This window comes from Bacillus sp. FSL W8-0770, from assembly GCF_038008705.1.
Taxonomy (GTDB): Bacteria; Bacillota; Bacilli; order Bacillales; family Bacillaceae_G; genus Bacillus_A; species Bacillus_A cereus.
In genome coordinates this window covers 4,553,800-4,565,744 of record NZ_JBBOZR010000001.1, presented here as the reverse complement: position 1 = coordinate 4,565,744, position 11,945 = coordinate 4,553,800, and the positions used below count along the sequence as shown (strand labels likewise).

Below are 11,945 nucleotides of genomic sequence, written 5' to 3'. Positions count from 1 at the left end.
AATGATGGTCAATATTATAATTGGAGCTATCATTTTTGGTTATGCAGCATACACGTTAGTTAATTTTGTAAAGAGAAGTAAAAAAGGAAAATGCGCAGCATGTTCTTTAAATAAGTCATGTCAGTCGAAAACTTGTAGTCCAGATATGGAACAAGTTGCTCATAATAAATAGAAAAAAGCTTTGCGAATTTCGCAAAGCTTTTTTGTTTTACTTTTTAATTTTTACAAGTTGAGAAGCTTCGACGCCGTTGTAACCAGGGAATTCTTTACTTGGGTCTTTATCAAATTTTAATACACCTACAGATTTTTCATCACCTTTTACATTGTTGTAAGTTGCGTCATCGACAATCGCATACATATCTGTATATGCACGGCCACTTCCGATAATTGTGTTGCCTTCATATTTTAATTTGGCTCCATCAAGTGTAGCATTTTCTACTTTTTCTTTTGCAAATAATACACCTTGTTCTGTTGTTACAGCTGGTAATTTATCAAGTGGTTTCGTGTTGTCTTTTTCATCAACTTTGCTAAGTAACTCTTTTTTCACTAGTTCCTCACCAGTTTTCTTATCCATTACAAGAACTTTTTTACCATCTAATGTTGTCATTTTCATTTTATAAAAGTCTTTTTCTTTCACTTCTTTTTTGTTTTTATCTGTAATTTGCTGAACTTGTTCTTCTGAGCCGTACAGTACAAAACCGTTCGCTTTCTCTCCTAATAAAGAACAACCTGATAATGCTCCAAGTGAAATTGCTGCTGCTAATCCGATTCCTACTAATTTTTTCATGATGATTTCTCCTTTTATATGTTTTATATTAAATACAATTTTTGTATTATTGCTTACAAGTGAAGAAGCTTGTTTGTTGCTTCTGGTATTAGTGTATAAGAAATATTAGAATGCAACTATCGAGTTAGCTTACAGTAACATTACACTTATGTAATTTAGTGAAATTGCACAAAAGTAAGTTAATTTCAAAGAGGGATAATGAGAATATATTAGAAATACAATATTGTATATAGAATGTCATATTATAATGGATGTATTTTGGAAATAACATGTAAGGACATATTAGTTTTGTTATAATAAACACATAGGCTGTAAAAATGAATATTCTTTACTGTAAAGGGAGATTTTTCAGTTTTCCAAGTAGTGAATTTGAAATATGAGGTATATCATAGGAGGAATTTAGATGTCTGTATTCAAACGATTAAGAGATTTAACAATGTCGAATGTATATTCATTAATTGAAAAAGCGGAAGATCCAGTTAAGATGACTGATCAATATTTACGCGATATGCAAGCGGATGTACAAGAAGCTGAGAAAAGTGTAGCAGCTCAAATCGCGCTTGAGAAGAAATTCAAAATATTATTTGAAGAGCAAGAAGCACTTGTGAAAAAACGTGAAGAGCAGGCTCATATGGCTGTTCAAGCTAATAACTTAGATCTTGCGCGTCGTGCATTAGAAGAGAAACAAAATGCAGAACAAAAAATGAATGAGTATAAAGCAAGCTACGAGCAAAATAAAGCTGCTGCTGATAACCTGCGCCTAAAGCTAGAAGAAATGCGCAAGCAATTAAATGAGCTGAAAAATAAACGTGAAACACTTGTAGCACGTGTAAATGCGGCGAAAGCACAAAAGAATATTAATCAGGCAATGTCTGGATTTGATTCAAACTCAGCAAAAGCTGGTTTAAGCCGTATGGAAGAGAAAGCTCTTCAATTAGAGGCTGAAGCAGAAGCAAGCGGTGAAGTTTATAAGAAAGAAAAATCATTAGATGATGAATTCGCAAGCTTAAACAAAAATTCTGCTGTTGACGATGAATTAGCTCGTATTATGAAGCAGTATGAGAAATAATATAGAATAGAGACAAATTAACCGACATGTCTAAATATATTCATGTCGGTTTTCTATTATATTTAGAGGAGGTTTTGCAATGACATGGATGAATGTAGTTGCCATGCTTGTATGGACTGGAGCGAGTGCAGTACTTTTATTTGCAATTATGTGGGTTGATTCAATTTTTACAAAATACAATGATTTAAAAGAAATTAAAAATGGAAATACAGCTGTAACAACTCGTTTTATTATGAAATTATTTGCACAAGGGTACATTTTATCCCAATCAATTACGAAAGCAAATGACTTATGGCAGGCACTTCTTGCTTCAGCAGTTTCTTTCGTTATTTTATTAGTGGTAGAAATGTTTATCGAATTTGTATTAAAGAAAATGTCTGGTCTTGATTTAGAAGAAGGTACGAAAGAAGGTAGCGTTGCACATGCGATGTTAGCCGGATCATTACATATTGTTGGTGCACTAATTTTAGGTGCTTGTTTATAAAGAGAAAAGGAGGGGTAGAGTATGAGTTTATTTAAACGAATAAAAAATATAATGAAAAGCCCAGAGCCACTGAAGCCGGAAAAAAGTCTTTTAACGTTAGCTCCTGGCGATATGATTGAAGTTTCATTAGTTATGTATGAATTAATTGGGAAAACGAGTATGCATTCGCGTAAGGAAATTGTTTTGACATTGCAAGATGGAAAAGATATTCGTTATTTAAAAATTGAAGATCGTGAAAATACGTATTACAAATTATATACACCAATTGATGGTCGCTTAGATTCAATTGATGAAATTCCCACGACAATTGAAATGGATGATACCGAGTACCATATGGAAGAACAATATAACGGACGTGTTGTTGTGATGGGAAAAACTCCATTCTCAGCTTCAGAAGAACAGTACGTATGGGAATTCCAATCAGACAATCGAAAATTATTGCGTATTGAATGGCAAAATGGTCGCACAATGATGTATGAGGGAGAAGCAATCATTCCTGCTGATGTACAAATTATAAGAGCAACGTAAGGGGGCGTAATCATGTCAAACCGATTGTTTACCATGATTAAATCGTTTGTAATCCCTATACTTGCTATCGTTATATTACTTGTTGTTGCTGGTTATGCCTTATCAGGTTGTCAAGGCGGGCAGACAAAGTCGATTCAAGACCGTTATCCACTTGAATCTGTTGCCAAGGAAGGTAAACAAGAATCTTACGTGTATAGGGCCGCCAATCGGTCAGTTCCTGAAGTAGCGAAGGAACTCATTAACGAAAGAGAACCGAAGCAAGCATCTAAAGAAGACGAAAATCAAATGTTCCTCGTTTATTCTGATAAGATTTATAACCTGCAAAAGGATAAAGAGAAACCATCTGATACGTTAATTGAAATAAGTAATAAAGAATTTGTCCGTCAAAATTACCAACCGTCCTTTTTGCAAGGATATATTATGGGTAGCATATTAAACGATATATTCGGTTCACGAAAATCATCATACGGTGATTATCGAGGATATAACGATAGACAAAATCATAAACCAGTTATTCCAGAGAGACCACCTACAAAAGAAGAAAAGAAAACCCCACCTCCAATTACGAAGGAAGGGAAAGGGTCTATCATTAAGCGAGGCGATAATGTAGATTCGAAACCATCAGTAGGTGATAAGGGAAGTATTACTGAAAAAGGAAGTAATACGACGCCCCCACCTTCTACTGGAAGCAAGGGTAAAATTACAAAAACACCAGGCGGTTCAAGCGGATCAGATGTGAAGCCAAAATCATCTATTAAAACGCCGCCAAGGAACACATCTCCTCCGAAAACAAGGGTTGGTGGTTCAGGAAAAATTACAAAGAGAAGATAGTATAGAGACCGAAAAGTGTAAATTGCTTTTTGGTCTTTTTTTGTTATGGGAATTAATCCCTTTCAGTTGGTACGATTTATGCATAAGGGGGGAAGTAAAAATATATCAGCGATTATTGGAATATATCGACTTACCGACAAAAACTGACAACGATAGCAACTTAATAATAAAAAGAGGGTGTGCCAAAATTTTGGCACACCCTCTTTTATATAACGATTAATGAATATCACGTTTCTTGAAATTACCGCCTTTTACTTCTGCTACGTCATAAACTGTAATAAAGGCGTGTGGATCGATTTCATTAATAAGTTCTTTCATTTTACTTTCTTCTAAACGGTTAATTACGCAAGAAATTTCTTTGAATTTCTCTCTTGAATAACCACCGTATACTTCGTTATATGTTGCACTTCGGCCTAAACGATCGCGAATTGTTTCTACCATTAATTCAGGCTCTTTTGTAATAATTTTAAATGCTTTTGAACCACTTAAACCAACTTCAACGATATGAATCACTTTCGAAGCGATAAAGTAAGCAATTGCCGAAAGGATAGCTCCTTGAAGACCGAATACCGTTGATACGAAAATAAATACGAACATGTTTAAGAATAAAATAAGGTCACTCGTTCCAAATGGTAACTTACGAGAAAGCAATACAGCAAGCATATCGATTCCATCTAATGCCCCACCGTTACGTAATGCTAGTCCCATACCAAAACCGATGATAATACCACCAACAACTGTAACTAATAATGTATCGCCTTCAATAATAGCTGGTATTCCGTGCATGACAACGGTACCTACTGCTAATGAAGCAATTCCGATAATAGAATAAATCGCAAAGCTTTTACCGATTTGCTTATACCCTAACCAAACGAAAGGAATGTTAATAACTGCGATTAGAGCTCCTAATGGCAATCCAAATAATCTTGAACTAACGATACTTAAACCAGTCACACCACCGTCTGATACGTTATTTGGAATTAATACTGCTTCTAATCCGTACGCTGTAATAAATGCCCCAATAATAATCATCAAAGCTTTTGAAGCAATTTTTAGCTTATTGGGCTTGTTTTTGATAATTTTCTCCATATAATTTCCTCGTTTCAAACTAGTTTCTTATTTGTTACGTCATTCACACCTAAATTTTATTTTAACATTTAATTTGAAAAAATTCTCCTTTAATGGATGTATGCAGGGAATATTATCACCATATTATCTTTAAAATATTTTTGAAATCAGTATAAGAAATCCCATCCTTTCAAAGGATGGGATGCTATTAAGAAAATATAAAACTAAGTATTGATACGAATAAAGCGAAACCTAAAATAGTTCCACATATTTTCATATGGCGCTTACGTCCCATTACGACAATCGCAACATATTCGCGAATCATTGCGTTAGGCCAGTAATAAAATGCAGTTTTTGACCCGATTCCTTGGCTATTAAGACCAGCTTGTCTAGCGTATATGCCAGCGCGGAAAAGGTGGAAATTATTTGTGGTAAAAATACTTTTATATTTACCTTCAGGTTTTAAAGAATCCATAATTTCTTTAGAGAACAACATATTTTGATATGTGTTTACAGAGCGATTTTCTTGCACTGTATGTTCAAGAGGAATTCCTTTTTCAACAGCATAATTTTGCATTGCTTCTGCCTCTGGAAGACCTTCATCTGGACCTTGACCACCAGAGAAAATAATTGTTGGTGGTGTATTTACAGCTGCTTGTTTCCAATAGAAGTCGATAGCTTTATTAATGCGGCTTGCAAGTAATGGTGGTACTTTATCATTAATTAAGCCGCTACCAAGAACGATAATGAAATCTTGATTACGTCTTGGTCTGTTGAATTGGTATAAAAAATATGCACTTAAGAAGTTAGATAAGTGTATAAAGAAATATATGGTTATAAGAGAAATTCCACCAAAAATAGGTTGCAAATGTGATGAGAAGAAACTTGCTGGACTTATGAAAAGGAATAATATAGAGAATAAAATACCTAAAGCAGCAATAAGTGTTAAACAGTTAGTAAAACGTCGTCCTTCTCGTTTCATTAAAATTCTCGCATTCAGAAATAGCCCAAACATTAAAGCAACAACACCGAAAGGAATCATAACGATCACTGCTAAAATAGGTAAGACTATTATGTAGCCTAGGATAGTATTACTTGAGTCCCAAGAGACAAGTATACAAAACAGAAGGAAAAAACAGAAAAAGGCATTAAATAAAAAGCCGTTTATTATTTTTCGTGGATCTTTTAAATAGGAGATAAGAAAAATAATAAACAATATAAGAGGAATAATTCCAAAATACATAAATATAGTACACCTCAATTTGTATAATAATTTGACATATCCTTTATATTACATGATTTTATAATTGAAAATGAAAGAAAAAATGATTTAGAATTTTCTCAATAAAATATATAGATACATATGTTACAATGTATGTAAAGCGATATATTAAAAGTAAAATGGTTGAAAAGGCACTCAGTAGAGTGCTTTTTCTTTTTGTATGCAATTGTGCATATTATATTTTTTTTCAAATGAAGAGGATTACAATATAATTTGTAGACAGACTTTATAAAGCAGAATTTAATACAAACATTTCCCTCTACTTTTTGTATCTAACAATCGTATAACAATAAATAATTCTGTTTTATAGTGTCTGTTTTTGAAATGTGTCTTTTTTGAAGGCACCTTTTTTTATTAGTATAGATAGTTTTCACTGTTAGCGTAGTGTAAACTATCTATACTAAACATTAGCAATCTTCCGTATAAATATTATCAATTTACTATATATTCCAGTGGTGTTAACCTACATATGAAAGGCTTTCTTTTTCAAAATATTACCCCTAATAAAATTTTGAAGAAGTCAACTGTCTCCAAACTTGTCTTTATGCTTAAAGAAAAAGCACTCAAATTGAGTGCTTTTTCTTATTGAAACATGCTATTTTTCTAGGCGATTTTCATAAAATAAAAGTAAAGAAATGAAAGTGGGTGACAAAATGCCGGCAGTTGTGGAAGGTGTTATTATTGAAAATTGCAATGGAACAATTAATGTAGGGGATAAATATAACGTACAGCCGATTGAAAAGACGAAGGCTTATAATGGATCGGGGTCATCAAATACAGGAATGAAAGTACAAACGTTTAGCGGGATTAGTACAGCTGATGTATGGGATAATGATGTAAATGATCAGGGGATACAGTTTACTTTATAGCACAATATGTAAAATTGCATAAAATGATGAAGTTGCCCTATGATACATTCTAGCTGTGAGCTGTTAATGATTCTTCTGTATTATAGTTGTTAGATTAGAAATATAACATCTTATCGAAAATCATACGTACAAAAAAAGACACTTCAAACGAAGTGTCTTTTGTATTTTAGTGATATCCTTTAGCAGAGTCTTTATGAATTTTATTTTTAAAAATACTGTAGCTCCAAAGCTGATATCCAATAACGATTGGTACCATGATCATTGCAACGAAGAACATAATTTTTAAGTTTAATTGACTACCAGCTGCGTTGTATAACGTTGTACTGTATGCATCGTTAATACGAGATGGTAACATTCTTGGGAACATACCTGCAAAGCCAGTTGTCATAAACATTGCGATTGTTAGGCAAATGAATGTGAATGCAAGGCCAATTTTATGTTTGTACACCATAATAAGTGCGAGTACACTCATTAGCATTGCAAGTACTGGAAGAATGAATAGTACCGGATATTCCGTAAAGTTTTGGAATAAGTTTGTCCTATTAGCAGTTGCTACATAGAAGATAGCTAAAATAATAGCAGCTGCCATTGAAAATGGTCTTGCGATTTTATAAGCACGATCAGATACTTCACCAGTCGTTTTAATCATGACCCAAAGGGCACCGGATACGACAAATATAGCAGTGAAGAAAAGACCACCTAATATACCGTAATGGTTTAGTAAGCTAAGTAAATTTCCTTCATAGCCATTTTTTCCGATTTGTAGTCCGTAATAAAGATTAGCGAATGTAACACCGAATAAGAAGGCGATTAGGAAACTGCCAATTGCAAATGCCCATTTACAAGTTTTTTGCCAAATTGGTGAATCATCTTTATGCATGAATTCCAGTCCAGCGGCACGAGCAAATAGTGCAAGTAATACTAAGAATAACGGTGTATATAAATAACTAAACATATTAGCATATGTGACTGGGAAGGCAGCAAATGTTGCGCCACCAGCTGTAATTAACCATACTTCATTACCGCCCCAGAACGGGCCAATTGCTTCTTGTAATTGATTTCGTTCTTGTCGGTCTTTCGTAACGAAAGGAAAAATCATTCCGTTACCAAGTGCATACCCGTCAAGAATGAAGTAAACTGTCCAAATCACGCCCCATAAACCGAACCAGATGATTGCAAGCATATCATGAGACATGAGCCACACCTCCCTCAGTAGCAGGTTCTTCTAATGCGGCAGGTCCTTTTTTCGCGAACTTCAGCATTAAGTATACGTCTGCGATTAAAAGTAAAGTGTAGAATAAAATTAAACTAATTAATGAGAACCAAATTTGCGGGACAGATATAGGTGATACAGATTCTGCTGTACGCATTAGTTTATATACTGTCCATGGTTGACGACCTACTTCAGCGACAATCCATCCTGCGTTAATCGCGATATAAGGAAGTAAGACAGACCATATTGTAATTTTTAAATAACGTTTTGAGTTTTCTAGTTTTCCTTTTCGGTTTAAATAGAAACCATACCAAGTTAATGCCATAAAGAACATACCGAGTGCAACCATTAAGCGGAAGCTATAATACACAAGGTTAACATTTGGACGTTCATCTTTCGGAATATCTTTTAAACCAACAATTTCGCCATCAAATGAATTTGTGTAGAAGAAGCTTCCGAGTTTTGGAATCGTAAGGAATTCAAAGTTCTTCTCATTTTTTACATCAGGAATTTGAACAATTGAGAAGCCTTGTCCTTTTCCAGTTTCCCAAACTGCTTCCATCGCAGCTCCTTTTGCGGGTTGATATTTAGCTGCTGATACACCAGATTGATGTCCCATAAACGGTGTAATTGTTGCGGCGAATAAGCCTAACATTAAACCAAACTTAAATGATTTTTTGAAGAATTCTACTTCATTTTTACGTAATAAGTGATAGGCACTAATTGCCATAACGAAGAAAGCACCTACAATATAACAACCAACTACAGTATGGAAGAACATATTCCAAGCGTATGGATTCGTAACGAGTGCCCAGAAATCATTTAATTCAGCGCGGCCGTTACGTACTACGTAGCCAACAGGGTTTTGCATAAAGCCGTTTGCTGTAATAATCCAAAGTGCGGAAATGTTTGTTCCAAGTGCAACCATCCACATACAGAAGGCACGGAACTTTGGTGAAATTTTGTCTTTACCGAATAACCATATTCCCATGAAAGTAGATTCTAAGAAGAAGGCAACGAGTGCTTCGATTGCGAGAGGTGATCCGAAAATGTCTCCCATATATTTGGAGTACTCAGACCAGTTTGTTCCAAATTGGAATTCCATCGTAATCCCGGTTATAATCCCCATTACGAAGTTAATTGTAAATAATTTACCCCAGAAATTTGCCATTTTACGGTATGTTGGATTCAATGTGCGGGCGTATTGAGTTTCCATACATGCTACTAAAATGACAAGTCCGATTGTCAAAGGTACAAATAAAAAGTGATAAAAAATAGTAATTGCAAATTGAAAACGACTCAGTAACAGAACGTCGGACATAATAAATATTCACTCCTTTTTTACATTATCTACAATCAGTTTATAGTGAAAATACGTTTAAAGTATGTGAAACTTGTTACAAAGATGTGTGTATATTTTGAAAGAATTATGTCGATTATCTGAAAATATCTTATTTTTACTATAAAGCGATATCCTTTTTGAGTTTTTCATATTTTGGTACACTATTTATGTAGTGTAAACGAGAGAAAAGAGGGTCCTTTACTATGAAGTCATTAGAAGAGATTTTGCAGTACAATGAGAAATTTGTTGAAGAGAAAAAATATGAAGAGTTTGTAGCGGGGAAATTTCCAAACAAAAAGATGGTAATTATTTCTTGTATGGATACACGACTTGTTGAACTATTACCGAAAGCGATGAATATGCGTAACGGTGATGTGAAAATTATTAAAGTAGCAGGCGCTGTTATTTCACATCCATTTGGAAGTATTATGCGTAGTATTTTAGTCGCTGTATACGAACTTGGCGCTGATGAAGTATGTGTAGTTGGTCACCATGATTGTGGTATGGCAAAAATTCAAGCAAGCAGTACGATTGAGAGAATGAAAGAACGCGGTATAACAGAAGAGAAATTAGATATGCTTCGTTATTCTGGAATCGATTTAGAACAATTCTTGCGCGGTTTCTCTAGTGTGGAAGAAAGTGTAGAACATAGCGTATCAGTACTTCGCAACCACCCATTACTTCCGGAAGAAGTACCTGTTCACGGTCTTGTTATAGATCCTGATACAGGAAAATTAGATTTAGTTGTGAATGGTTACGACAATTAAGAATTTACTTTGTCATCCTTTTTATCTGGGACAGGATCAAATCCTCCCGGGTGGAAAGGGTGACATTTTAATATACGCTTACAAGTAAGCCAAAAGCCTTTGAGTGCACCATGTTTTTGAAACGCCTCTAATCCATAATGAGAACAAGTTGGATAAAAGCGGCATGTTGGTGGTGTCATCGGAGAAATGAACTTTTGATAAAAGCGTATAATCCCAATAAAAATCTGTTTCATAACGGTCTCCTTTTCAGCATATTCTTAAAGTATTATAGCACGACTGTACATAATACTTTACTAATGTGCATTTCCGTTATATCATATTGGATATAACGGAATTAAATTAAAAGCGGGAGAGATGTTGTATGCCATCAGTAGAAAGCTTTGAATTAGATCATACGATTGTAAAGGCACCTTATGTAAGACATTGCGGAGTTCACAATGTAGGTAGTGACGGTATTGTAAATAAATTTGATATTCGTTTCTGTCAACCGAATAAACAAGCAATGAAACCAGATGTTATTCATACGTTAGAGCATTTATTAGCATTTAATTTACGTAAATATATTGATCGTTATCCGCATTTTGATATTATCGATATTTCACCGATGGGCTGCCAAACAGGATATTATCTTGTAGTGAGCGGAACGCCGACAGTTCGAGAAATCATTGATTTATTAGAACTAACATTAAAAGATGCGGTTCAAATTACAGAAATTCCGGCTGCAAATGAAACGCAATGTGGTCAAGCGAAGCTTCACGACTTAGAAGGAGCACAACGCTTAATGAACTTCTGGTTAAGCCAAGATAAAGATGAACTTGAGAAAGTTTTTGGATAAAAAGAAAAACTGCCTGTGAAAGGGCAGTTTTTTTATTGTGCTAAGAGCGACCATACTCTTCTTTTGTATGAAAATATATTAGATACTCCAACATATAAAATAAAGGCAGAACAGAGAAAATAAACAAATGCTTTCGCTTTTTGCTGCTGCTTTATTTCATCGATTCCAAAAAGGATGAACACGTAAGGTAAAAGAATAGTGAAGTTTGCAAAGAAGCTAAATAGGGCGAGAGAAAGAGCGATAGTGGCGATTATAATTCGAATGTTTTTTAACATGGAATCCCCCTTAGTAGAAAGACATAGTTACTGAGAGAAAATAATTATAAATGCTAAATTGGTCAAAATTTCATTCTACATGTAGTGAAAGTAGTTCGATATTAAGAAGAAGAATATAAGACCAGAAACGAAAAAATACGGGATACTCATTGATTTTCGTCCGGATTTTAATTCATTAATTCCTAGAAGAATAAAGGAACAACTGAGAATAAATTGTAAGTATGGAAGAAGTGAAAAATTATCGGTAACATGGACATAAGTGCTTAGAGTGAGTAAGAGAAGCATGAGAAATGCTAAAAAAATCTGTAATATAGTTAGAGTTAGCATTGTATGGCCTCCTTTAGACCATTTACTAGAATATTTCTGTGAAACCAATAAATAAAGCAGCGGCCCCTGCTAGTAGAGCGAGCAGACTACCTCCTGTTTGTCGTTTTAATATTTCCTCTAAACTTATGGTGAGGGCCATACCTCCTAAAAAGATGAACATATAAGGCATTATTTCTCTACTACCAGTAAAAAATCCATAGATTGCTATAGATAAGGCAATAAGTGATAAAGTAATCCGGACTCCTTTTAGCATGTATGTAACTCCTTT

The 11,945-nt window shown here is 34.4% G+C and carries 16 protein-coding genes; 8 read left to right on the top strand and 8 right to left on the bottom strand.

Annotation, left to right across the window (positions count from 1 at the left end; translation table 11 throughout):
* The first annotated feature begins 1 nt into the window (after position 1).
* Positions 2-172 carry a FeoB-associated Cys-rich membrane protein gene (locus NST27_RS23560; protein WP_000989593.1) on the top strand — a complete coding sequence of 57 codons (171 nt, stop codon included), beginning with the start codon at positions 2-4 and terminating at the stop codon, positions 170-172.
* 36 nt (positions 173-208) lie between these two features.
* Here NST27_RS23560 and NST27_RS23555 read toward each other — a convergent pair whose 3' ends face one another.
* Positions 209-787 (bottom strand): lipoprotein BA_5634 family protein, encoded by a 579-nt coding sequence (locus NST27_RS23555; protein WP_000737502.1) that lies wholly within the window; start codon positions 785-787, stop codon positions 209-211.
* A gap of 403 nt (positions 788-1,190) precedes the next feature.
* Here NST27_RS23555 and NST27_RS23550 point away from each other — a divergent pair, with 403 nt between their 5' ends.
* The 4 genes from NST27_RS23550 to NST27_RS23535 all read left to right on the top strand — a co-directional run bounded on the left by NST27_RS23550 (position 1,191) and on the right by NST27_RS23535 (position 3,699).
* Positions 1,191-1,856 carry a PspA/IM30 family protein gene (locus tag NST27_RS23550; protein ID WP_000110280.1) on the top strand — a complete coding sequence of 222 codons (666 nt, stop codon included), beginning with the start codon at positions 1,191-1,193 and terminating at the stop codon, positions 1,854-1,856.
* Positions 1,857-1,935: 79 nt separating this feature from the next.
* A complete protein-coding gene (locus NST27_RS23545) occupies positions 1,936-2,340 on the top strand; it encodes a DUF350 domain-containing protein (RefSeq protein ID WP_000220087.1) in 405 nt (134 codons plus the stop codon).
* A 21-nt stretch (positions 2,341-2,361) separates the two neighbouring features.
* Positions 2,362-2,868, top strand: a complete 507-nt coding sequence (locus NST27_RS23540) for a DUF4178 domain-containing protein (RefSeq protein ID WP_000051740.1) — start codon at positions 2,362-2,364, stop codon at positions 2,866-2,868.
* Between the two features lie 12 nt (positions 2,869-2,880).
* Positions 2,881-3,699, top strand: a complete 819-nt coding sequence (locus NST27_RS23535) for a DUF4247 domain-containing protein (RefSeq protein WP_000071190.1) — start codon at positions 2,881-2,883, stop codon at positions 3,697-3,699.
* A gap of 216 nt (positions 3,700-3,915) precedes the next feature.
* Here the strand turns inward: NST27_RS23535 and NST27_RS23530 are convergent, their stop codons facing one another.
* Together NST27_RS23530 and NST27_RS23525 are read right to left on the bottom strand one after the other, a co-directional pair.
* Complete coding sequence (locus NST27_RS23530; protein ID WP_000411244.1) at positions 3,916-4,788, bottom strand: YitT family protein; 873 nt, start codon at positions 4,786-4,788, stop codon at positions 3,916-3,918.
* A 187-nt stretch (positions 4,789-4,975) separates the two neighbouring features.
* Positions 4,976-6,010, bottom strand: a complete 1,035-nt coding sequence (locus NST27_RS23525) for a YdcF family protein (RefSeq protein WP_002098000.1) — start codon at positions 6,008-6,010, stop codon at positions 4,976-4,978.
* Positions 6,011-6,684: 674 nt separating this feature from the next.
* On the opposite strand from NST27_RS23525, the gene NST27_RS23520 reads away from it, so the two are divergent.
* Complete coding sequence (locus NST27_RS23520; RefSeq protein WP_002005871.1) at positions 6,685-6,918, top strand: spore germination protein; 234 nt, start codon at positions 6,685-6,687, stop codon at positions 6,916-6,918.
* A gap of 166 nt (positions 6,919-7,084) precedes the next feature.
* Here NST27_RS23520 and cydB read toward each other — a convergent pair whose 3' ends face one another.
* Positions 7,085-8,113, bottom strand: coding sequence for a cytochrome d ubiquinol oxidase subunit II (gene cydB / locus NST27_RS23515; RefSeq protein WP_000017658.1), 1,029 nt, complete (start codon positions 8,111-8,113; stop codon positions 7,085-7,087).
* Entirely contained in the window at positions 8,103-9,452 is a 1,350-nt protein-coding gene (gene cydA, locus NST27_RS23510) for a cytochrome ubiquinol oxidase subunit I (protein WP_001286188.1), read from the bottom strand. The genes cydB and cydA overlap by 11 nt, the downstream gene beginning before the upstream one ends.
* A 224-nt stretch (positions 9,453-9,676) precedes the next feature.
* Between cydA and NST27_RS23505 the strand changes: the two genes are divergently transcribed.
* The gene (locus NST27_RS23505) at positions 9,677-10,240 is read left to right on the top strand and encodes a beta-class carbonic anhydrase (RefSeq protein ID WP_000838164.1); all 564 of its coding nucleotides are present in this window, start codon (positions 9,677-9,679) and stop codon (positions 10,238-10,240) included.
* Here the strand turns inward: NST27_RS23505 and yidD are convergent.
* Positions 10,237-10,473, bottom strand: a complete 237-nt coding sequence (gene yidD, locus NST27_RS23500) for a membrane protein insertion efficiency factor YidD (RefSeq protein WP_000809334.1) — start codon at positions 10,471-10,473, stop codon at positions 10,237-10,239. The genes NST27_RS23505 and yidD overlap by 4 nt on opposite strands.
* A gap of 128 nt (positions 10,474-10,601) precedes the next feature.
* Between yidD and luxS the strand changes: the two genes are divergently transcribed.
* Positions 10,602-11,075, top strand: a complete 474-nt coding sequence (luxS, locus tag NST27_RS23495) for an S-ribosylhomocysteine lyase LuxS (RefSeq protein WP_001141371.1) — start codon at positions 10,602-10,604, stop codon at positions 11,073-11,075.
* A gap of 32 nt (positions 11,076-11,107) precedes the next feature.
* Here luxS and NST27_RS23490 read toward each other — a convergent pair whose 3' ends face one another.
* Both NST27_RS23490 and NST27_RS23485 read right to left on the bottom strand, forming a co-directional pair.
* Positions 11,108-11,350, bottom strand: coding sequence for a YczI family protein (locus NST27_RS23490; protein WP_000916675.1), 243 nt, complete (start codon positions 11,348-11,350; stop codon positions 11,108-11,110).
* 352 nt (positions 11,351-11,702) lie between these two features.
* Positions 11,703-11,930, bottom strand: coding sequence for a DUF3953 domain-containing protein (locus tag NST27_RS23485; protein ID WP_000912058.1), 228 nt, complete (start codon positions 11,928-11,930; stop codon positions 11,703-11,705).
* Positions 11,931-11,945: the final 15 nt, after the last annotated feature.

Excerpts from the sequence above, each read along its gene's own strand:
- NST27_RS23560 (WP_000989593.1), top strand. The coding sequence starts at position 2 with ATGATGGTCAATATTATAATTGGAGCTATCATTTTTGGTTATGCAGCA.
- NST27_RS23555 (WP_000737502.1), bottom strand. The coding sequence starts at position 787 with ATGAAAAAATTAGTAGGAATCGGATTAGCAGCAGCAATTTCACTTGGA.
- NST27_RS23550 (WP_000110280.1), top strand. The coding sequence starts at position 1,191 with ATGTCTGTATTCAAACGATTAAGAGATTTAACAATGTCGAATGTATAT.
- NST27_RS23545 (WP_000220087.1), top strand. The coding sequence starts at position 1,936 with ATGACATGGATGAATGTAGTTGCCATGCTTGTATGGACTGGAGCGAGT.
- NST27_RS23540 (WP_000051740.1), top strand. The coding sequence starts at position 2,362 with ATGAGTTTATTTAAACGAATAAAAAATATAATGAAAAGCCCAGAGCCA.
- NST27_RS23535 (WP_000071190.1), top strand. The coding sequence starts at position 2,881 with ATGTCAAACCGATTGTTTACCATGATTAAATCGTTTGTAATCCCTATA.
- NST27_RS23530 (WP_000411244.1), bottom strand. The coding sequence starts at position 4,788 with ATGGAGAAAATTATCAAAAACAAGCCCAATAAGCTAAAAATTGCTTCA.
- NST27_RS23525 (WP_002098000.1), bottom strand. The coding sequence starts at position 6,010 with ATGTATTTTGGAATTATTCCTCTTATATTGTTTATTATTTTTCTTATC.
- NST27_RS23520 (WP_002005871.1), top strand. The coding sequence starts at position 6,685 with ATGAAAGTGGGTGACAAAATGCCGGCAGTTGTGGAAGGTGTTATTATT.
- cydB (WP_000017658.1), bottom strand. The coding sequence starts at position 8,113 with ATGTCTCATGATATGCTTGCAATCATCTGGTTCGGTTTATGGGGCGTG.
- cydA (WP_001286188.1), bottom strand. The coding sequence starts at position 9,452 with ATGTCCGACGTTCTGTTACTGAGTCGTTTTCAATTTGCAATTACTATT.
- NST27_RS23505 (WP_000838164.1), top strand. The coding sequence starts at position 9,677 with ATGAAGTCATTAGAAGAGATTTTGCAGTACAATGAGAAATTTGTTGAA.
- yidD (WP_000809334.1), bottom strand. The coding sequence starts at position 10,473 with ATGAAACAGATTTTTATTGGGATTATACGCTTTTATCAAAAGTTCATT.
- luxS (WP_001141371.1), top strand. The coding sequence starts at position 10,602 with ATGCCATCAGTAGAAAGCTTTGAATTAGATCATACGATTGTAAAGGCA.
- NST27_RS23490 (WP_000916675.1), bottom strand. The coding sequence starts at position 11,350 with ATGTTAAAAAACATTCGAATTATAATCGCCACTATCGCTCTTTCTCTC.
- NST27_RS23485 (WP_000912058.1), bottom strand. The coding sequence starts at position 11,930 with ATGCTAAAAGGAGTCCGGATTACTTTATCACTTATTGCCTTATCTATA.